Genomic DNA, 20763 nt, shown 5'->3' with positions numbered 1-20763 from the left:
TCTGGCGTCTCTCCCGCCCTCGCGGCCATCGATCCCCGTCATCCCAGCAGGTTGCAGCATCGTGAATTCCAGGGCCTATTTCTATCTCTGCGTCACAGCACTCTTCTGGGGCGGCAATTCCGTGGCCGGAAAAATGGCCATCGGGCATGTCAGTCCGATGATGCTCACGACCCTGCGCTGGGTGTTTGCGCTTCTCATCATCCTCGTGGCAATGACCCCGCAGATCCGTCGTGATTGGGACAAGATCAAGCAGCATTGGCTGCAGTTGCTGGCCTATGGCGTGGTCGGCTTCACCACCTTCAACGCCCTGCTCTACTCCGCGCTGAAATATACGAGCGCGATCAACGCGGTCATCCTCCAGGCCGGCATCCCGATGCTGATCTTCCTGTTCAATTTCATGCTGTTTCGCACCCGCGCTTCGATCGCGCAGGTGATCGGCTTCACCGTGACGCTGCTCGGCGTGCTGATCACCGCCGCGCACGGCGACTTCGCCAGCCTCCTGCAGCTGGAATTCAACTTCGGCGACGCCCTGATGATTGCCGCCTGCATCGTCTATGCCGCCTATACGGTGGCACTTCGCTGGAAGCCTGTCATGCATTGGCAAAGCTTCATCGCTGCGCCCGCCTTCGGCGCGCTCATCAGCGCCATTCCGTTGCTGTTCTGGGAAATCGGCAGCGGCACGGCAATCTTTCCCGACATGACCGGCTGGATCATCGTCCTCTACGCCGCCATCTTCCCATCCTTGATGTCGCAGGTGCTCTATGTGCGCGGCGTCGAGATGATCGGCGCCAATCGGGCCGGCCTGTTCATCAATGCTATTCCCGTCTTCGGCACCTTGCTGTCGGTGATGCTGATCGGCGAGACATTCCACACTTTCCACTTCATCGCCCTTCTGCTTGTTCTCGGCGGCATCGCCATTGCCGAAAAGGGCCGGCCCAAGCACTGACCGTGCGCGTCTGCGTAGTGAAGCCAAGCCGATGCAATCCCTAGACCTAGGGAGGCGCCTTAAGGCTTGGTTAGCAGATGGATGTTTCTGTCCGACCCAGATTATATTTCTGGGGCTAAGGCAGTGAAAAATATTAGAATTTCGACACGTATCTACTTACTGACAGCCATGGCGCTGATCTTCATGGCCGCCGCCATGGCCTACAAGACGCAGGTCGCCAACGCCGAAGTGAGCCAGGAGCGGCAGCAGATGCTGCGCAACGTCACCGAAGCGGCAATCTCGGCGATCGCAAGCTTCGAAGAACAGGAGCGCAGCGGCGCGCTGACCCGTGAGGAAGCGCAGAGCCGCGCCATCGCAGCCGTCATGGCCATGCGCTTCGGCCAGGACGGCTACTTCTTCATCAACAGCTTCGAAGGCATGATGGTGGCGCATCCGCTCGCCAAAAAGTTGATCGGCACCGATATCCGCGGCCTCAAGGATGCCAATGGCAAGGCGTTCAACGTCGAGCTGATCGCGCTTGCCCAAAACCCGGGCAACGGCATCGTCAACTACTACTGGGACAAGCCAGGCTACGAGGAGCCAGTCGAAAAATACTCCTACATCCAGGGCTTCAAGCCATGGGGCTGGGGCGTCGGCACTGGCGTTTACGCCGACGATCTCGCGGCAAAGTACAATGCTTCGCTGATGATGACTGTTATCATCACGGCGATTGCCGCCATCGCCACGCTAGCCGCCGCCATGGCGATCGGCCGGTCTATCAGCCGCCCGATCAACCGGCTGAAGGACGTCATGCTCGAAGTCTCGCGCAACGAAACCCGCTCGGATGTTCCCGACACCGGTCGCCGCGACGAGATCGGCAACATGGCCGATGCGCTCGTGCTGCTGCGCGCTTCGGTGATCGAACGCAACGCGCTCGAAATCCGCCAGCGCGAACAGCAGAAGGTGCTCGACAGCGAACGTAACGCCAGCGAGGAAATGCAGCAGGCGACCTCGCGCACCCAGGCCCACGTCGTCAGCACCATCGGGGGCGCTCTGGAAAGGCTTGCAAGTGGCGACCTGACAATCGACGTTCCCGAACTCGGCGTCGAATACGAAAAGCTACGCAAGGACTTCAACACCGCCGTCGACGCGCTACGCTCGACGGTAAGCGCGATCACCGACTCGACCTCGGTCGTCAACGGCAATGCCAATGAGATCAGCAAGGCGGCCAACGATCTGTCGCAGCGCACCGAGCAGCAGGCGGCCTCGCTTGAAGAGACTGCCGCGGCACTCGACGAGATCACCTCGGCCGTGCAGAACTCCACCAACCGTGCCGAAGAGGCAAGCCGCATGGTGGCCGACGCCCGCAAGGGCGCCACGGCATCGAGCGAGGTCGTGCGCGATGCGATCACCGCCATGGGACGCATCGAAACCTCATCGTCCAAGATCGGCGAGATCATCGGCGTCATCGACGACATCGCCTTCCAGACCAACCTTCTGGCGCTGAACGCAGGCGTCGAGGCGGCCCGCGCCGGCGATGCCGGCAAGGGCTTTGCCGTCGTTGCCCAGGAGGTTCGCGAACTGGCGCAGCGTTCGGCAACGGCTGCCAAGGAGATCAAGGGCCTGATCACCGCGTCGAGTGTCGAGGTTTCGGCCGGCGTGCGCCTGGTCGAAGCGACAGGCACAGCGCTCGGCGACATCGAACACCGGGTCAACGAGATCAACGACCGGATCGTGGCGATTGCGACCGCGGCGCGCGAACAGTCGGTCGGACTTCGCGAGATCAACACCGCCGTCAACCAGATGGACCAGATGACCCAGCAGAACGCCGCAATGGTGGAGCAGACATCGGCTGCAAGCCAGACGCTCGCTTCCGAAAGCAGCGTGCTCGCCGGCCGGCTGGCGCATTTCACCGTCGAGGAAAAGCAGTGGCGGCCTTCGGCCCGCCGCGCAGCCTGATCTGATAGCGACACAAGCAGAACGAAACAGGGGCGCCGGCCGAGCCGGCGCCCCTGTCGTTTCAGGTCAGTGAGCGTTCCATGTAGACCGCATCTTCGCCGTAGCTGGCGAGCTTCGATGCCAGCCGCTCGTCCATGCGGACGGAAAACCCCTGCCGCTCCCAGAAGCCGCGCGAACCGTTGACCGAGACCAGCGACATCGAGCGATAGCCTTCCGATCGGGCGATATCGGCAAGCAACGGCACGACATTGCCCCCTGCCCCGGATCCTCGCGTTTCAGGCAGAAGCGCCAGATCGTGAATGTACCAGGTGTCGGCAGCGTCAGGGATCTCTCCCAGTATCGAGTTCAGCGCAGGCGGCGCGCGGCGAAGCCACGGATGGCTCAGCACATAGCCTTGCGCGATGCCGCCGACCTCCAGCATGAAGCAGCCCTCAGGGCTCAGTTCCAACCGATCAGCCAGCACCTGATCTTCCTCAGGGAATGCCTCGTGCACCACCAGCTGAATTTCGGAAACCGAAACAAGATCGGGAAGGCTGGCTTCGCGCCAGCGGAAGGTCTGTTTTGCCATCACTGCCATCAACATTTCAAACCGAAAGAACGCACCGGCTTGACCCCGATGCGTTCCTGGTAGTCCTGGAATTCAACCGTCGGTTCGCCACCAAGCGGATCGTTCGCCCGGCGCATAGGCCTGAAAACCATGGCCGATTTGCGCCCGCCAGTCTTGTCCGCCAGACGGTGAACAAGACTGGCGCCTCGTTAATCAATCGACGTTGAACACCAGCGGCTTTGCCTGGCGGATGGCGGCGTTGGCGCGCAGCTTGTCGAGCACATCCTCGGAAACCGGGCCGTCGACATAAAGCAGCGCGATGGCGTCGCCGGCTTCCTTCTCGCGACCGAGCTGGAAGTTGGCGATGTTGACGCCGGCATTGCCGAGCGTGGTGCCGATAAAGCCGATCATGCCCGGCACGTCGGTGTTGGTGATGTAGACCATGTGGCTGCCGACATCGGCGTCGAGATTGATGCCCTTGATCTGGATGAAGCGCGGCTTGCCGTCGGAAAACACCGTGCCGGCGACCGAGCGCGTCTGGTTGGCGGTCTTGACCGTCAGCTTGATGTAGCCGTCGAACACACCGGTCTTGTCACGCTTGACCTCGGACAGGATGACGCCCTTTTCCTTGATCATGATCGGTGCCGAAACCATGTTGACGTCGGCAACCTGCGGCCGGATGAGGCCGGCAAGCACGGCGCTTGTCAGCGCCTTGGTGTTCATCGACGCAGTTGCGCCATCGTAGAGGATCTCGATTTCCTTGATCGCGCTTTCCGTCACCTGGCCGACGAAGGCGCCGAGCACGTCGGCAAGCCGGATGAAGGGCTTGAGGAGCGGGGCTTCTTCGGCAGTGATCGAGGGCATGTTGATGGCGTTGGAAACGGCACCCTTGACGAGGTAGTCCGACATCTGTTCGGCCACCTGCAGGGCGACGTTTTCCTGGGCTTCCGTGGTCGAAGCGCCGAGATGTGGCGTGCAGACAACGTTCGGCAGCCCGAAGAGCGGGCTCTCGGTTGCGGGCTCGACCTCGAACACGTCGAAGCCGGCGCCGGCAACATGGCCGGACTTGATCGCCTCGGCGAGCGCCTTCTCGTCGACGAGGCCGCCGCGAGCGCAATTGACGATCCGCACACCCGGCTTGGTCTTGGCAAGCGCTTCGGCATTGAGGATGCTGCGCGTCTTGTCCGTCAGTGGCACGTGCAGGGTGATGAAGTCGGCCTGGGCCAAAAGTTCGTCGAGCTCGACCTTGGTGACGCCCATTTCCTCGGCGCGCTCCTTCGACAGGAACGGGTCGTAGGCAAGCACATGCATCTTCAGGCCGATGGCGCGCGAGCAGACGATCGAGCCGATGTTGCCGGCGCCGATGACACCGAGCGTCTTGCCGGTGATTTCAACACCCATGAAGCGGGACTTCTCCCACTTGCCGGCCTGCGTCGAGGTATCGGCGGCCGGAAGCTGGCGGGCAACGGCAAAGAGCAGCGCGATCGCGTGTTCGGCCGTCGTGATCGAATTGCCGAAAGGCGTGTTCATGACGATGATACCGCGGCGCGAAGCGGCCGGAATATCGACATTGTCGACGCCGATGCCGGCGCGGCCGATGACCTTGAGATTGGTCGCAGCCGCGATCAGCTTCTCGGTCGCCTTGGTAGCCGAGCGGATGGCAAGGCCGTCATAATTACCGATGATTTCGGCAAGCTTGTCCTTGTCCTTGCCGAGCTTCGGCTGGAAATCGACTTCGACGCCGCGGTCGCGGAAGATCTGGACGGCAGTTTCCGACAGTTCGTCGGATACGAGAACGCGAGGTGCCATGATGGCCTCCTTGAAAAGATCAGGTCTGAACTTGAATGCGGTACAAGGGCTTCGCTCCCCATGAGGAGCGAAGCAAACGCTTGGGTTAGGCCGCTGCTTGCGACAGCGTCGCCTTCTGGGTCTCGAAGGCCCAGGTCAGCCACGGCATCAGCGCTGCCATGTCGGATGCTTCGATCGTGGCGCCGGCCCAGATCCGGAGACCGGACGGTGCATCGCGATAATGGCCGATGTCGAATGCGACACCTTCCTTTTCGAGGAGGGCGACAACGCCCTTGGCAAAGGCTGCCTGTCCGTCGGCATCAAGTGCTGCGACGTCCTTGTCGACGATCTTCAGGCAGACCGACGTATTGGAGCGGGTCTCGTCCTTCACCGCCAGGTTGGCGATCCAGCCGTTGGCGGCAACGAAGTCGAAGATCACCTGGGCATTGGCGTCGGCACGCGCCATCAGCCCCTTGAGCCCGCCGGCCTTCTCGGCCCAGACGAGGGCGTCGATATAGTCCTCGACGCAGAGCATCGACGGCGTGTTGATGGTTTCGCCGGTGAAGATGCCTTCGATCAGCTTGCCGCCCGAGGTCATGCGGAAGATCTTCGGCAACGGCCAAGCCGGCACGTAGGTCAGCAGGCGCTCAACGGCACGCGGCGAAAGGATGATGACGCCGTGGGCGCCCTCGCCGCCCAGAACCTTCTGCCAGGAGAAGGTGACGACATCGAGCTTGGCGAAATCGAGGTTCTGCGCGAAGGCGGCAGACGTCGCATCGCAGATCGTCAGGCCCTTGCGGTCGGCAGGGATGAAGTCGGCGTTCGGAACACGCACACCCGAGGTCGTGCCGTTCCAGGTGAAGACGACGTCGCGGTCGAAATCGACCTTCGAGAGATCGGGAAGTTCGCCGTAACCGGCTTCGAACTTGCGCACGTCGGCGAGCTTCAGCTGCTTGACCACATCGGTCACCCAGCCGGCGCCAAAGCTTTCCCAGGCGACCATGTCGACGCCGCGCTCACCGAGCATCGACCAGAGCGCCATTTCGACGGCGCCGGTATCGGAAGCGGGCACGATGCCGATGCGGTAATCGGCCGGCACTTCAAGAATGTCACGGGTAAGATCGATGGCCTGCTTGAGCTTCGTCTTGCCGACCTTGGCGCGGTGCGAACGACCGAGCGGAGCGTCGGAGAGAGCATCGAGCGACCAACCGGGGCGCTTCGAGCAAGGGCCAGAAGAAAAATGGGTGTTGTTCGGACGGACGTCCGGCTTGGCAGGCTTCGTCATGTGCTATCCTTCCAGATAGATAGCCCTTCGTTGGGGAAGGGTGTCCCGCCGTCGGAGATATTGCGGGTCCGGAAGGAAGTCAAGCGACTTGTGTCGCAATCGGGAATATTTTTGGCGTCGCAGGCAAGATCAGCAAAGGCGCAAGCAAGCCCGCCGACCGATTGTTACCAGAACGAGAAACGCAAGCCGGCTCTGATCTCATGACGGGAAAGACCGTCATCGAAGCCCTTTGTCCCGCTCGCGCCCGCAAGCGTCTCGGCGCCAAAGCCGAACATCTCGCCATCGCCGATATGCGAATAGCGGTAGCCGACGTCGAGCTTCAGGCGATCGCTGAGATCATAGGAAACACCGGCCATCAGTGCATAGGTGAAGCGCCAGCTGTCGTGGCCGTCGAATGAGGTGGTGGCTGGGACGCCGGCACAGGCGCCGCCGCCGGCAACGCAGCTCTCGCTGGCAAAGGTGGTGTTCCAGCGCAGATTGGTCGCTCCGATACCGGCGCCGAGATAGGGCGTGAAGCCGGCGAGCGTTCCGAAGTCGACATAGGCGTTGGCCATCAGGCCCAGCGCGGAAAAATCGGCCGTCGTCGACAAGGCGCAGGACGTGCCGCCCCCCTGCCCCGCGCAAGGGCTGGCACCGATTGACGAGCCGTCGAATCGGCCCGCGAAGTAGTCAGCCGTCACATCGGCGCGCACAGTGTCGGTGATCTGGTAGCCGAGGCCGATCGTGCCGGAAAGCGGCTTGTCGAAGCGCGCGCCGTCGAACGAGGTAGTGCTGTAGCTGCCGGTGCCCGCATCGAAGGTGCGGTAGAAGGGATCACCCGCGTCGCGCCAGCCGGCATAGCCGATGTCACCGCGGATGTAGAGGCCGTTGCTGCCGGTCGCTTCCTGGGCAATGGTGATTTCCGGCGCGTCGATCAGGGCCTCGTCAGCGGCAAGCGCCGCACCTGAGGCAATAAGGCCGATACCGAACGTGGCTCCGCAGATCCCGTTTCGCCATTCCATGCCCATGCCCTTTCGCTGCAATTGCCGTCACCGTACGGGATCCACCCATCGGCTGCTTCGTTCGGCGTTAACTATTGCAGGCGGAGGTTAACTCCCGGTTAACCACGATCTTTAACGGTTTTCGGTGTTGAAGAACGCAAAAAGGGCCGCCCTTGGCGACCCTTTGAAATACCAGATTGCTCTGCCGGTTATTGCAGGGCGTAGCGCATCCCGAGCTTGAAGTCGTGCGACGTGATATCCTTGAACTGCATCGGGCTGTTGACGACGGTGTTGTCGTAGGTGCGGATTTCGCCTGTCTTGGCATCGCCTAGATCCACATAGCTGTAGCCGAAATCCAGCGTCAGCCTATCCGTCGCCTTGTAGCCGACACCAGCGTGCAGCGCCCAGGCGAAATTCCACGTGGCATCGCTATCGGCCCAAGCAACCCCCTGCGTCGGTACGTTGATGTCGCGGAAACCGGAGATCTGGTTGCGCGAGGCACCTATGCCGGCGCCGACATAGGGAACGATCCCATTCCAGTCACCGATATCGACGTAGGCATTGGCCATTAGCAACCATTCGGATTTTGCCCCGTCATAGTCGTTCGTACCGTCCCAGATGGGACCGCTTGGGCCGCTGTGACCATACCGGTCAAGCGCCGCGAAATCGGCTTTGCCGCGATATTCAACTATGCCGTCCATGCGCAGCCAGTCATTGAACTGGTAGCCGATACCGACACCGACGACGGGTGCACTGTTGAAACCGCCCTCATCCACAAGCTCGTGATATTCGATCGCGTCGAACAACTCGTGGTTCAACTCTCCGAGCCTCTGGTTGCTCATACCAATATGGCCGCGCAGGTACCAGCCGCCGGCGGGAACAATTACCGGCACCGGTTCCTCAATGTAAAGGTCAGCCGCAGTGACCGGGCCCACGAGGGAGGCGCCAGCGACCACAGCAAGAATATACGTTCTCATCATATGACTCCGTGAATACCGGCAATTTTTGAACACAGGCGAAAGCCCGCAGAGATCAACATTTGTCTCGCTAGATGTCGCATGCGGGAGTTAAAGTTCGATTAAGCATAGAAATTAACTGAGAATCTTTACTTTGGCCGTGAATCAGCGACAGGCGCGTCCCGCATCAAACAAAAATGCCGGCCACCAAAGGTGCCGGCATCCTGGCTCAGACCATAGAACCGACGCCACTGGGCGCCGGAAATCGTGTCATCACGCAGCAGCGCTACGCGCGCTGCCGATGACATTGATCAGACCGTCGACGATCCGCTCGACCTGGCCGCGGTCATCCCCTTCGGCCATGACCCGTATCAAAGGCTCCGTGCCTGACGGACGGATCAGCAGGCGGCCGGACTTGGCAAGCTCGGCTTCCGCATCGGCGATCGCCTGGCGCACGGTTGCGTCTTCGAGCGGCTTGCCGGCGGAAACGCGCACATTCTTCAAAACCTGAGGCACCGGCTCGAAGCGATGGCAAATCTCGCTCACCGGTTTGCCCAGGCGCTTGACGACTGCAAGGATCTGCAGGGCAGCGACGAGACCGTCACCGGTCGTGCCGAAGTCCGAAAGCACGATATGGCCGGACTGCTCGCCACCGACGTTCAGCCCCTCCTGGCGCATCTGCTCGACAACGTAGCGGTCTCCGACCTTGGTGCGGCGCAGCTCGATACCACGGCCCGTGAGGTAACGTTCCAGGCCCAGGTTGGACATGACGGTTGCGGCGATTGCACCGCCGCGCAGCGTGCCGTCCTCGGCCCAGCTGTCGGCGATGACGGCCATCAACTGGTCGCCGTCGATGACGGTGCCGTTCTCGTCGACGATCAGAACCCGGTCGGCGTCGCCGTCGAGCGCGATGCCGATATCCGCCCGTACCTCATGCACCTTTCTGGACAGGGCTGCCGGATGGGTCGAGCCGCAATCGAGATTGATGTTGACGCCGTTCGGCTCGGTCCCGATCGTCACCACTTCTGCGCCGAGTTCCCAAAGTGCCTGGGGTGCAACCTTGTAGGCGGCGCCGTTGGCGCAATCGATGGCGATCCGCAGACCCTGAAGGGTGACATCGCGCGGCAAGGTGCGCTTGGCATGTTCGAGATAGCGGTAGATGTCGCCGTCAACGCGCTTGGCACGGCCGATGTCTTCCGCCTTGGCAAGCTGGCCGGAAAGGTCCTGATCGAGCAACGCCTCGATCCTGGCCTCGATATCGTCCGAAAGCTTGTAGCCATCGGGGCCGAACAGCTTGATGCCGTTGTCCTGGAAGGGATTGTGCGAGGCCGAGATCATCACGCCGATATCCGCGCGCAGCGAGCGCGTCAGCATCGCAACGCCCGGCGTCGGGATCGGCCCGAGCAGGAACACGTCGAGCCCCGCTGCCGTGAAACCGGCGACCATGGCGTTTTCGAGCATGTAGCCGGACAGACGTGTGTCCTTGCCGATCACCACCCGGTGGCGATGGGCGCCGTTGCGGAAGATCGTGCCGACGGCGATGCCCACCCGCATGGCGAGATCCGGCGTCATCGGAAAGGTGTTGGACTGGCCGCGGATACCGTCCGTGCCGAAATACTTGCGCTTCATAAGAACTCCATCGTTCCGCTGGGTCAACGCAGGCTTTGCCTGCTTCGCCTGTCTGCGTGCACCGCGACTGGGTTTCATTGACCAGACCTCATATCATTCCGGCTGTTGCCGTTGCTCCCGCGCTATAACAGCAAACCAAAGGCTGGGAGCTTTCGAATCTTCTTTGACACAAAACCAATGCAAACGGCAGCAACCGTAGCATCAGAAATCATTACATCGCGTTACCAAGTGCAATCCTGCGCCTCGGCAACAAAAAGCCGCCGCACCCTCCGGCGCGGCGGCTTCTAAGATAAGCGTCTGAAACCAACGCCGCTATTGCGGCTGCGGCTCGAACCCACCTTCGGATTCTTCGCCCTTGTTGCCGGACGAGCCTTCCTTCTTCACGCCGGCCGAAGGCACGGCGGAGCCGCGGTGCGGCGGCGTGTCGTCGCCAAGGTCGCGCGCCGGCTTTTCGCCGCGGATGAGCGCCTTGATTTCTTCACCGGTCAGGGTTTCATATTCGAGCAGCCCTTCCGCCAGCGCCACGAACTCGTGGTTCTTATCGGTGAGGATCTTGCGGGCGGTCTCGTAGGCCTCATCGATCAGGCGACGGATTTCGTTGTCGATCTTCTGGGCTGTCGCTTCCGACACGTTCTTCTGCTGGGCGACGGAGTGACCGAGGAACACTTCCTGCTGGTTCTCGCCGTAGGAAACCTGCCCGAGCTGGTCGGAGAAGCCCCATTGCGTCACCATTGCACGCGCAAGCTTGGTTGCCTGCTCGATGTCGGACGAGGCGCCCGAGGTGATGTTCTCCTTACCGAAGGTCAGTTCTTCGGCAACACGCCCACCCATCATGATGGCGAGACGCGAGACCATCCACTTGTAGCTCATGGAATAGCGGTCGCCTTCCGGCAGCTGCATCACCATGCCAAGTGCCCGTCCGCGCGGAATGATCGTCGCCTTGTGCAGCGGATCGGCAGAGGGAACATTGAGCGCCAGGATCGCGTGACCGGCTTCGTGGTAGGCGGTCAGCTTCTTTTCGGCTTCGGTCATGGCGGAGGAGCGGCGCTCCGCACCCATCATGATCTTGTCCTTGGCGTCTTCGAACTCAAGCATGGTGACGACGCGCTTGTTGCGACGCGCAGCCATCAGGGCAGCCTCGTTGACGAGGTTCATCAGGTCGGCACCGGAGAAGCCGGGCGTACCGCGAGCCAGAACCTTGAGGTCGACATTCGGCGCCAGCGGCACGTTGCGAACGTGCACCTTGAGGATGCGCTCGCGGCCGTTGATATCCGGGTTCGGCACGACGACCTGGCGGTCGAAACGGCCCGGACGCAGAAGGGCAGGATCAAGAACGTCGGGACGGTTGGTCGCCGCGATCAGGATGATGCCTTCATTGGCTTCGAAACCGTCCATCTCGACCAGCAACTGGTTGAGCGTCTGTTCGCGTTCGTCGTTACCGCCGCCGAGACCGGCACCACGGTGGCGACCGACGGCATCGATTTCGTCGATGAAGATGATGCAGGGTGCGTTCTTCTTGGCCTGCTCGAACATGTCGCGCACACGGCTTGCGCCGACGCCGACGAACATTTCGACGAAGTCAGAGCCGGAGATGGTGAAGAACGGAACGTTGGCTTCGCCAGCAACCGAGCGGGCAAGCAATGTCTTACCGGTACCGGGAGGACCGACGAGCAGCACGCCGCGCGGAATACGGCCGCCGAGACGCTGGAACTTCTGCGGGTCGCGCAGGAATTCGACGATTTCTTCCAGATCCTGCTTGGCTTCGTCGACGCCGGCAACATCATCAAAGGTGACGCGGCCATGTGCTTCGGTCAGAAGCTTGGCCTTGGACTTGCCGAAACCCATGGCGCCGCGCGAACCGCCCTGCATCTGGCGCATGAAGAACAGCCAGACGCCGAGGATCAACAGCATCGGAAGCAGCGTTCCGATGTAGCTCAGGAACCCGGACGAACCGTCGGTTTCCGGACGGACGGTCACCGTCACGTCCTTGGCTTCCAGGCGCTCGGTGAGCGCGGTGTCAACCGAAGGCGCATAGGTCTGGAACGTAGCGCCGCTTTCAGAATAGCTGCCGATGACCTTGGAGCCGGTGATCACGACTTCCTTGACGCGGCTTGCATCGACGTCCTTCAGGAACTGCGAGAACGGAATCTCGCGCGAGCCGGTGCGCTCGGTCGGCTGCTGAAACATGCTAAACAGCGCGATCAGCAAAAGCGCTATGATTGCCCAGAGGGCAAAATTACGAAAATTAGGGTTCATCGAACTCCCCGGAACCTGTCACGACCCGCACATTTCGCCGGGCCGCTTTCTTGCCCCTAACATAGGGTTCTGGCGACGCCTTGCCAAGGCAAACCGCCAACTACCGTTCCATTTCTGTCAACAGATCGTGAACCGGCGACCGAACATAGGGCTGACGCCCGAACAATCCGGCAATCATCTCGGCCATGATCCGGTCGAAACCCGGCAAAAAGGTGTCGTAGGGGCAAATGCGCGGCTCAACGGCGGCCTTCGCGGTGCAATTGTCGCCTGTGGATACAACATGCGGCGCCGAAAGTGCCGCCCGCTTGGCAACGCCCGGTGGCACTCCTGCGGCAATAAGTCTCTGCTGTTGCAGACCTCCGGCGTCGGTGGTGGTAATCTGCACCATCCCATTTCCGCCGTTTCGAACGGTAAAGCGACCATCCCAGACGCCAGTCTCTGCAGGCCGCAGCGCCAAAGTGGGCAGATCGCGCGCCTCGCGATAGAGATAAAGTCCCGTCGCGCGCTTGTCGAACACCACCCGCCCTGCGGTCAAACGCCCCGGCTCTTTCCGCACGAGAAACGCCACCAGTCGCGCAACCGTGTCTGCGGCCAATGAATGCGTGCGGCCGCCGACGACACCGGCCAGCGCCAGAAGTCCGCGCCGGCAATCGATGTCGCCACATCCGCGAGCAGCGGCACAGGAAACGCTGACCACGAGGTTTTCGTGAACGCGCGCATGGAGCCCGAGCCACCGGGCAGCCGCCTCGGACGACCGCGCCCGCGACGCGGCATCCCATGTGGAAACGTACTCCTCGCCCGTTTCAGCGAGGCGCACGCGCGTTCGCACCCGCTCGAACCGCGCATTGGCGTTGCTTGGATCATCGAACCAGCCCTCGCCCTCCGCCGCAAGAAAGGCCCTGACATCGGCGCGATGCAGACGAAGGAAGGGACGCAACACCCAGAAGCGCCTGTCGTACAGCACGTCGGCCGCCATTCCCGCGCCGCCAGGTCCCTGCCCGCGCTCGGATCGCATCAGGATTGTCTCGCGTTGATCATCCAGCGTGTGACCGGTGACGATGCAGGTGGCGCCGAGGTTATCGGCAGCTTCGGCCAGCAACTGATAGCGTTTTTCGCGTGCAGCGGCCTGAATTCCCGCCGCCGGCTTCTGACCGTCCCAGCGTTTGACGATATGGGCGATGCCGAGGCTGGCGCAGAAACCGGCAACGGCGTCCGCTTCGTCGGCTGAGCCCGGCCTCAAAGCATGATCGACCGTGCAGGCCGCAAGAGAAAGATCGGAATTGCCGGATGCCTCGATCGCCTTGTTTAAGGCGAGAAGCAGTCCCTTGGAATCGCTGCCGCCGGACACGGCTACGAGCAGTCGGGCGGGCCGATGGAAGGATGAGAGAAATCGTTTCGCCGTTTCGAGAACGACCAGACAGGTCGGCGTCTCAGCAGCCAAAGCGGCTTTGCTCGCTCGTCACCTTGGCGCGCACGGCCGGTGAGGCCTTCGGGTAGCGCTTGTTCACCTCGCGCAGCGTGGCGCAGGCGGTTTCCTTGTTGTCGAGAGCGCCGAGCGACATGCCGAGCTTCAACAGCATTTCCGGGGCTTTCGGTGATTTGGCGTGCGCCTGATGCGCATTCAGGAACGTCTTGGCCGCGTCGCTGTATTTGCCCTGCGAATACTGCGCCTCACCCATCCAGAAGCTGGCGTCGGCCGCCTTCTCGCCCTGAGGGAACACGTCGAGATAGTCGCGGAATTCCTGCTCGGCGGTGCTGTAGTCGCCGGACAGCACGTGTCCGTAGGCCGACTGATAGAGGTCGCCGGGGTTGTCGAGCGATGCGGTCTGCTGCTCGCTGTCCGGGTTGGCGTTGAGCCCGCCGTTATCGCCCGGAAGGGCCACGCCGGTGTCGACGCCGGGAGGCGTTGCGTTGGCGCCCGGCTGGGCGTCGGTCGTGGTCGAAATCGGATTGCCGCTCTCGTCGAAGACGATCTGGCCAAGCGTCGTTGGAGGCGCGGCACCGGTTGCGCCCTGATCGGCGCCCGATGCTGCCATCCCGGTGCCCGGATCGACGGGCGCCATCGTCTGGCTATCCGTCACCCCCGGGGTGACGGACGCCTGATCGCTGGACTTCGGCGTCTGCAATGCGCCGCTCTTCTTGGGGGAGGCCTTGCCGCTTTCCAGATCCTGGAAGCGGAACTCGTTGTCCTCCTGGAACTTCCGGATCTGTTCCTGCATCTGCAGGAGCTGGAAGCTCATTTCTTCGATACGCCCGTTGAGCGAGCGGATCTGTTCTTCAAGCTGGCCGATACGCGTGGTCTCGGACGCCTGTACCTTCACGACGGGAAGACTGTGCGAGCCTGCCGTGTCGGCCTGTGTCGTTCGGGCCACGAGCCCGGAAAGCGGCATGGCATTTGCTTGCTGGCCAAGGCCCGAAAGGGCCGCGAGACCAAGCAGTCCAGCCACGACAAATTTCTTCATTTCTTTGTCCTGTTCGAATACCGGTTTTCCCACCCTGGAATCGGGGCCCGCAATACATCTCGCCGATTCATCTGGATGATTGCCGCACAGTTTTCCAATTACCCTGAAAAAGCAACGGAGTTCGGCCAAAGTGTGGTAAAAAAGCAAAGGGCGGCACAAGGCCGCCCTTATAATTTAGCGATGCGTGATCGGAAGATCACATGCCGGCGCCACCGAGCACTGTCACGGCGCGGCGGTTCTGCGACCAGCACGAGATGTCGTCGCAAACCGCGACCGGCTTTTCCTTGCCGTAGGAAATCGTCTTCAGGCGGTTGGCCGGAACGCCACGCGAGATCAGATAGTCCTTGGTCGAAGCAGCGCGGCGTGCGCCGAGCGCCAGGTTGTATTCGCGGGTGCCGCGTTCGTCGGCATGACCTTCGACGGTGACGGCGTAGTTCGGGTACTTGGCGAGCCACTGAGCCTGACGGTCGAGCGTCTGCTGGGCGTCGGCGCGAACCGAGGTCGAGTCCGTGTCGAAGAAAATGCGGTCGCCGACGTTGACGGTAAAGTCCTGCTGCGAACCCGGCGTTGCGGAGCCCGCACCGCCGAGACCAAGCTCGCCCGCGCTGCCCGGAAGGTTCTTCTTCGACGCGCAGCCAGCGATGGCAAGGGTCATGACAAGTGCGATCATGACCGGGTTGCGAGCGATGGTCTGCATGCGGCCTGCGGCCGGGGTGTCAATTCGGCTCATGCGCCGGTCTCCTTGAGAAGTGTCTGAATTCACGGTTGCCAGACTGTAACCGGAAGCGGTTAATCGCTATTCAACAGTTATGGTTAACAAATCGATAATTTAAGCTCGGCGCCTGCTAGACCAGCACTTTGCGGCGAGAAAGCGGCATGCCCGCCACAATCCCCGCCGCAATTGAGAGCCTGCTATTCAAGCCGCGGCGACCAGGCCGGGTCCGAAGCGAAGCCCTGCGTGGGCACCGGCTGTTCGTTGTAGCCGGTCAGGTCGATCGAGTAGAGCTGCGGTCCACCGGCACCCGCATTCTGGCGGAAGAACATCAGCACGCGGCCATTCGGCGCCCAGGTCGGGCCTTCGTTGTGGAAGCCCGTCGTCAGGATGCGCTCACCCGAACCGTCGGTCTTCATCACGCCGATCGAGAACTTGCCGCCCGACTGCTTGGTGAAAGCGATAAGGTCGCCACGCGGAGACCAGACCGGCGTCGAGTAGGAGCCGTCGCCGAAGGAGATACGACGCTGACCGGAGCCATCGGCACCCATGACGTAGATCTGCTGGCGTCCGCCACGGTCGCTTTCAAAGGCGATCTGGCTGCCGTCAGGCGAATAGGACGGTGCGGTGTCGATCGCCGCGGTGCTGGTGAGGCGGGTCGTCGTGCGCGAGCGCAGGTCCATCGTGTAGATGTTGGCGTTGCCCTCCTGCTGCAGGCTCATGATGACGCGCTGGCCATCCGGCGAGAAGCGCGGCGAAAACGTCATGCCCGGGAAATTGCCGACCACCTCACGCTGTCCGGTTTCCAACTGCAGCAGGTAAACGCGCGGCTGGTTGTTTTCGAACGACATGTAGGTGACTTCCTGGCGGTTCGGCGAGAAGCGCGGTGTCAGAACGAGATCGTTGGAGTTGGTGAGCGGCCGCGGATTTGCGCCATCCTGGTCCATGATCGCAAGCTGGCGCTTGCGGGCGGTCTTCGGGCCGCTTTCGGCGACGTAGACGACACGCGTATCGAAATAGCCCTTTTCGCCGGTGATGCGCTCATAGATCGCATCGGCGATGATATGGGCGACACGACGCCAGTTTTCCGGCTGAGTGAAGAACTGCTGTCCGGTCATCTGCTGACCCGCGAACGTGTCCCAGAGACGGAACTCCGCCTTCAGGCGGCCGTCGGCCTCCTGCGTCACGCGACCGGTGACGAGCGCCTGGGCATTGATGACCTTCCAGTCCTCGAAGCGCGGCGCCGCGTCGGGGTTGCTGATCTTTTCGATGAAGGCACCGCGATCGATCGGCGCAAACAGCCCCGAACGCTTGAGGTCGGCTGCGACCACGTCAGAGATCTTCTTGCCGAGCTCACCCTGCAGGAAGTCGGTGATGGCAATCGGCAACGGCTCGACATTGCCCTTGTTAAGGGTGAGCTCGACCAATGCATTTGCCGGTGAGGCAGCCAGCCCACAGCCAGCAAGGATCACGACCATTAGGCGGAAAAAAGTGCGTCTCAGCATTCTATAAAGCCTTTCAGCCTCTCACTATCTTCAGAGCATCGAGCTCGGGTCGAAGTTGACCACGACCTCGCTCCACGAATCGTATTTGTCAGCCGGCAGCCCGGTGAAGGGTGCCGTCTTCAGCACGGCGCGTTTGGCACCGCTGGCAAGCGCACGTCGGGCAGCCTCCGAGCCACCAGTCGCCTCGACCTCCGGATCGCCAGCCAGGCTGCCATCGGGGTTGAGGCGGAAACTGACTTTAATGCGAACATCGGCGGCATCGGCCATGCCGGGAATGATCGACCAGTTGTTTTGGATCATCCCACGCAACGCATCCATTTCGCTCTGCGAGAGCGTATTGCCGCCTGTCGTCTTCTTGCCGCCCAGAGCTGCTTGCTCTGTGGAGCGCTTGGCACCGCCGCCGGAAGATTCCTGCTTGTTGAGCAGGGCCGCGATATCGTCGGCGTTAAAGTCGCTCTCCTTGGCGGAGGACGCCTTCTTCTGCTCCTTCGGGGTGTCTTCCTTCTTGCGGTCAGGCGTCTTTGCCGTCTGAGCCGGCTTTTCAACCTTTGGCTTCGCAGCCGGGGTCGGCACCTTTTCCGGCAGCGCTTCGGCTTCCGGGTTTTCGGCGGGCTTCTCTTCGGCGGGCGCCGGTTCCGGCTTCGTTTCCGGCTTCACTTCCTGCTTGGGCTCAGGCAGTGCGGCAACTTCCGTCGCGGGCTCCGAAGCTGGTTTGGTTTCTTCAACCTTCTTGATCTCTTCCTTGACCGGGTCCGGCGTTGGTTGTGTCTTCTCGGTCTTTTCCGGGGCGGCCGCGGACTCGTTCTTCGTCGGCTTGACGTTCGGCGTCGGCGGCGTCTTCAGGTCGATATCGTTGTCGCCGATGTTTTCGGCATTCTCGACGGGCGTTGGTTTCTTGGTCGGAACCGGCGACGACGTCTCCTTCTTCGGAGCCTTCTTGTCGCCCTGCTGAATCTGCGTCATTTCCGTGATCGGCACGATGTCGACCGGCAGAGCCTCGACGTCTGCAACCTGGAATTCAGCCGGGCTGCCGAGCGAAACCATCGCCCAGGTCAGAACCAGAGCGTGCAGCAGACCAGATGTGGCGAGACTGCCCTTCATGGCCAACGATCACTTTTCCTGTTCTTGCAGCGTCACGAGGCCGAGGTTCTTGAACCCGGCTGACGAGATGCGCGCCATGACCTTCATCACCGTGCCGTAGTCGGCATTGGTGTCGCCGCGCACGTAGATGCGTTCGTTGTAGCCGGTGGTGGCGATTGCCTCGAGCTTCGGCACGACCTCGTCGATCGCGATCGGCGTTTCCTGGAGGTAGATTTCACCGGCCGGATTGACCGAAACGGTGATCGGCTGCGTATCGGAGTTGAGCGCCTTGGCCTGCGTTTCCGGCAGGTCGATCGGCACGCCGACCGTCATCATCGGTGCGGCGACCATGAAGATGATGAGCAGCACCAGCATCACGTCCACAAAGGGCGTGACGTTGATTTCACTCATGATCGCTTTCTTGCCGCCGCGGCGACGACGACCGCCACCCGAACCCTTGGCTCCGCCAACCGACATACCCATCAGCTTGGTCTCCGTGCTCTCTGGCGATTACTGCGCTGCCTGGCGCGGGTTCTGCAGCTTCTCGTCGATCTGTCGCGACAGGATCGCGGAAAACTCGTCGGCGAAGGCTTCCATGCGCGCCGACAGCTTGCCGGCGTCGGCCGAAAACTTGTTGTAGGCGATAACGGCCGGGATAGCGGCAAGCAGGCCGATGGCGGTTGCCAGGAGCGCCTCGGCAATACCCGGCGCCACAACCGCAAGGTTGGTCGACTTCGAACCGGCGATCGCCTGGAACGAGGTCATGATACCGACGACGGTACCGAAGAGGCCGATGAAGGGAGCAGCCGAACCGATGGTCGCGAGCGACCCGAGGCGCGCTTCGAGCGATTCCGATTCACGGGCGAGCGTCACGTCCATGGCGCGGTCGATACGCATCTGAAGGCCGATCGGCGATCGCGCGCCGCGCTCGAAGCTCTTCTTCCACTCGCGCATCGCCGACACGAAGATCGCGCCCATGCCCGCCGTCTGCCGGTCGGAGAGCGTCCGGTACAGCTCTTCCAGCGACTGGCCCGACCAGAACACCTGCTCGAAGCCATCGAGCTGGCGACGGACACGGCCGTAGTTCAGCGTCTTGTCGACGACGATTGCCCAGGTCCATACCGAAGCTGCAATCAGCCCGAGCATGACCAGCTTCACGACAAGACCCGCCTGCATGAAGAGCGACCAGAGGCTCACGTCGTGCGTCGCAGCGGCCAATCCAACCTGTTCCATCGTTTTCAGTCCCCGAATCCAAACACCCGGCAAGAGCGGCTCATGCTCGTGACCGGGTAGCCCAAACGTTCTGTTGCAAGAGTGCCCCGGCGCCGCCGCTGGTCGCACCATCGCGACCTTTATTAGCTTAAGGTTGCCTTCTTGCCGTTAATTTTGGTCAAAGGATGACGTGCACTGCACAAATCCTGATGGGCTGATTAAGACACCATTATGGTTAAGGGAGTGTTACCGCGACTGTGTCTTTCCAGCCGCAGTTGGCGGCGCATACCCATCGCGGAACTTCCCCGCGCGGCAGACGTTTTCAGGCCATGAACACGCAAACGACACGACATCGCGACCGACGGGCGTCGCCGCAGCACTTCGATCAGCGTGACCGCCTGATCCTGGCGCTCTATGCGCAGCTTAAGGCCGAGCGAGAAACGCGCGCCGCCCTTGAGGAGGCGCTCGCCAACGGCGTGTTGTCGAGCGCGGTGCTGCAGGCCATCATCGCCGATCCCATCCCCGCCATTACCAGCGAAGACATCGCAGGCATCGAACAGGCCCTCGCCCACGACGCAGCCCGCGCATCGCCCCCCAAACCGTTGAGCGGAGAACGCTGATGCCTTCCCGCGCGCTCTGGAAGGGCCAGCTTCGGCTTTCCCTCGTCTCGATCCCGGTCGAGCTTTACAGCGCCACTCGCTCCGGTGCCAACGTCTCGTTCCGCCAGATCCACGAACCTTCGGGCAAGCCCGTGCATTATGAAAAGGTCGTCGACGGTATCGGACCTGTAGACACCGACGACATCGTCAAGGGTTACGAATACGAGTCCGGCAAATACGTGCTGCTGGAACCGAAGGAAGTGGATTCGATCAAGCTGGAAACGAAAAAGACGCTGGAGCTCGTCCAGTTCGTCGGGGCCTGCGACATCTCGCCGATCTATTTCGACAAACCCTATTATCTCGTGCCGACCGACGACCTTGCCGAGGATGCCTACCGCGTCGTGCGCGATGCCCTGCGAGCCGCCTCCAAGGTCGGGCTCGGCCAGCTGACGCTGCGCGGGCGGGAATATCTCGTCGCTGTCAAACCCTGCGGCGACGGCCTGCTGCTCGAAACGCTGCGCTACGCCGATGAGTTGCGCAAGGCCGACCCGCTGTTCTCGGGCCTGTCGGGCAAGAAGGCCGACAAGGAGCTGCTTGATGTCGCAACCGCGCTGATCGACCGCAAGACTGCGCCGTTCGATGCCGCCGTCTTCAAGGACAACTACACCGCCGCGCTGACAGACCTGGTCAAGCGCAAGATGAAGGGCAAGGCCACGCGGGTCGTGGTGGGTGAAGACGAACGGCCTTCGTCTGGAGGCGACAACGTCGTCGACCTGATGGCGGCCCTGAAGAAGAGCCTCGAAAGCAGCGGCAAGAAACCGCCCGCGAAACCGGCATCAACTGCCCGCCGGCGCAAATCCGCTTGAGG

Annotated in this window: 18 protein-coding genes; 4 read left to right on the top strand and 14 right to left on the bottom strand. The window is 61.9% G+C overall.

The window, feature by feature from the left end; all coding sequences use genetic code 11:
- The first annotated feature begins 61 nt into the window (after window positions 1-61).
- Together BLJAPNOD_RS06600 and BLJAPNOD_RS06595 are read left to right on the top strand one after the other, a co-directional pair.
- A complete protein-coding gene (locus tag BLJAPNOD_RS06600; RefSeq protein WP_115419296.1) occupies window positions 62-946 on the top strand; it encodes a DMT family transporter in 885 nt (294 codons plus the stop codon).
- 123 nt (window positions 947-1069) lie between these two features.
- Complete coding sequence (locus tag BLJAPNOD_RS06595; protein ID WP_115419295.1) at window positions 1070-2884, top strand: methyl-accepting chemotaxis protein; 1815 nt, start codon at window positions 1070-1072, stop codon at window positions 2882-2884.
- A 61-nt stretch (window positions 2885-2945) separates the two neighbouring features.
- Here the strand turns inward: BLJAPNOD_RS06595 and BLJAPNOD_RS06590 are convergent, their stop codons facing one another.
- The 14 genes from BLJAPNOD_RS06590 to tolQ form a co-directional block, all read right to left on the bottom strand.
- Window positions 2946-3452 carry a GNAT family N-acetyltransferase gene (locus BLJAPNOD_RS06590; RefSeq protein WP_115421164.1) on the bottom strand — a complete coding sequence of 169 codons (507 nt, stop codon included), beginning with the start codon at window positions 3450-3452 and terminating at the stop codon, window positions 2946-2948.
- Between the two features lie 192 nt (window positions 3453-3644).
- Window positions 3645-5240 carry a phosphoglycerate dehydrogenase gene (serA, locus tag BLJAPNOD_RS06585; protein WP_077500716.1) on the bottom strand — a complete coding sequence of 532 codons (1596 nt, stop codon included), beginning with the start codon at window positions 5238-5240 and terminating at the stop codon, window positions 3645-3647.
- A gap of 85 nt (window positions 5241-5325) precedes the next feature.
- The gene (locus BLJAPNOD_RS06580; RefSeq protein WP_115419294.1) at window positions 5326-6504 is read right to left on the bottom strand and encodes a phosphoserine transaminase; all 1179 of its coding nucleotides are present in this window, start codon (window positions 6502-6504) and stop codon (window positions 5326-5328) included.
- A gap of 164 nt (window positions 6505-6668) precedes the next feature.
- Window positions 6669-7505 (bottom strand): outer membrane protein, encoded by an 837-nt coding sequence (locus tag BLJAPNOD_RS06575; RefSeq protein WP_115421163.1) that lies wholly within the window; start codon window positions 7503-7505, stop codon window positions 6669-6671.
- Window positions 7506-7693: 188 nt separating this feature from the next.
- Window positions 7694-8461 carry an outer membrane protein gene (locus BLJAPNOD_RS06570; protein WP_115419293.1) on the bottom strand — a complete coding sequence of 256 codons (768 nt, stop codon included), beginning with the start codon at window positions 8459-8461 and terminating at the stop codon, window positions 7694-7696.
- 252 nt (window positions 8462-8713) lie between these two features.
- Window positions 8714-10069: a phosphoglucosamine mutase gene (gene glmM, locus BLJAPNOD_RS06565; RefSeq protein WP_115419292.1), complete on the bottom strand. Its 1356-nt coding sequence runs from the start codon at window positions 10067-10069 to the stop codon at window positions 8714-8716.
- Window positions 10070-10381: 312 nt separating this feature from the next.
- A complete protein-coding gene (ftsH, locus tag BLJAPNOD_RS06560) occupies window positions 10382-12325 on the bottom strand; it encodes an ATP-dependent zinc metalloprotease FtsH (RefSeq protein WP_025424724.1) in 1944 nt (647 codons plus the stop codon).
- Between the two features lie 100 nt (window positions 12326-12425).
- Window positions 12426-13766 (bottom strand): tRNA lysidine(34) synthetase TilS, encoded by a 1341-nt coding sequence (gene tilS / locus BLJAPNOD_RS06555; protein WP_244610883.1) that lies wholly within the window; start codon window positions 13764-13766, stop codon window positions 12426-12428.
- A complete protein-coding gene (gene ybgF / locus BLJAPNOD_RS06550) occupies window positions 13756-14787 on the bottom strand; it encodes a tol-pal system protein YbgF (RefSeq protein ID WP_115419291.1) in 1032 nt (343 codons plus the stop codon). Before ybgF ends, tilS begins: the two co-directional genes overlap by 11 nt.
- A 196-nt stretch (window positions 14788-14983) precedes the next feature.
- Window positions 14984-15517 carry a peptidoglycan-associated lipoprotein Pal gene (gene pal, locus BLJAPNOD_RS06545; RefSeq protein ID WP_077500711.1) on the bottom strand — a complete coding sequence of 178 codons (534 nt, stop codon included), beginning with the start codon at window positions 15515-15517 and terminating at the stop codon, window positions 14984-14986.
- A 182-nt stretch (window positions 15518-15699) separates the two neighbouring features.
- A complete protein-coding gene (gene tolB, locus BLJAPNOD_RS06540) occupies window positions 15700-17004 on the bottom strand; it encodes a Tol-Pal system beta propeller repeat protein TolB (protein ID WP_077500710.1) in 1305 nt (434 codons plus the stop codon).
- 30 nt (window positions 17005-17034) lie between these two features.
- Window positions 17035-18105, bottom strand: coding sequence for a cell envelope integrity protein TolA (locus BLJAPNOD_RS06535; protein ID WP_115419290.1), 1071 nt, complete (start codon window positions 18103-18105; stop codon window positions 17035-17037).
- 9 nt (window positions 18106-18114) lie between these two features.
- Entirely contained in the window at window positions 18115-18567 is a 453-nt protein-coding gene (gene tolR / locus BLJAPNOD_RS06530; RefSeq protein ID WP_077500708.1) for a protein TolR, read from the bottom strand.
- 27 nt (window positions 18568-18594) lie between these two features.
- Complete coding sequence (tolQ, locus tag BLJAPNOD_RS06525; protein ID WP_077500707.1) at window positions 18595-19317, bottom strand: protein TolQ; 723 nt, start codon at window positions 19315-19317, stop codon at window positions 18595-18597.
- Between the two features lie 308 nt (window positions 19318-19625).
- On the opposite strand from tolQ, the gene BLJAPNOD_RS06520 reads away from it, so the two are divergent.
- Window positions 19626-19916: a hypothetical protein gene (locus BLJAPNOD_RS06520; RefSeq protein ID WP_077500706.1), complete on the top strand. Its 291-nt coding sequence runs from the start codon at window positions 19626-19628 to the stop codon at window positions 19914-19916.
- The gene (locus BLJAPNOD_RS06515) at window positions 19916-20761 is read left to right on the top strand and encodes a Ku protein (RefSeq protein ID WP_115419289.1); all 846 of its coding nucleotides are present in this window, start codon (window positions 19916-19918) and stop codon (window positions 20759-20761) included. The genes BLJAPNOD_RS06520 and BLJAPNOD_RS06515 overlap by 1 nt, the downstream gene beginning before the upstream one ends.
- Window positions 20762-20763 lie beyond the last annotated feature (2 nt).

This window comes from Ensifer sp. M14, assembly GCF_003355565.1.
Classification (GTDB): Bacteria; Pseudomonadota; Alphaproteobacteria; order Rhizobiales; family Rhizobiaceae; genus Ensifer.
This window is presented reverse-complemented; position numbering and strand designations above follow the sequence as displayed.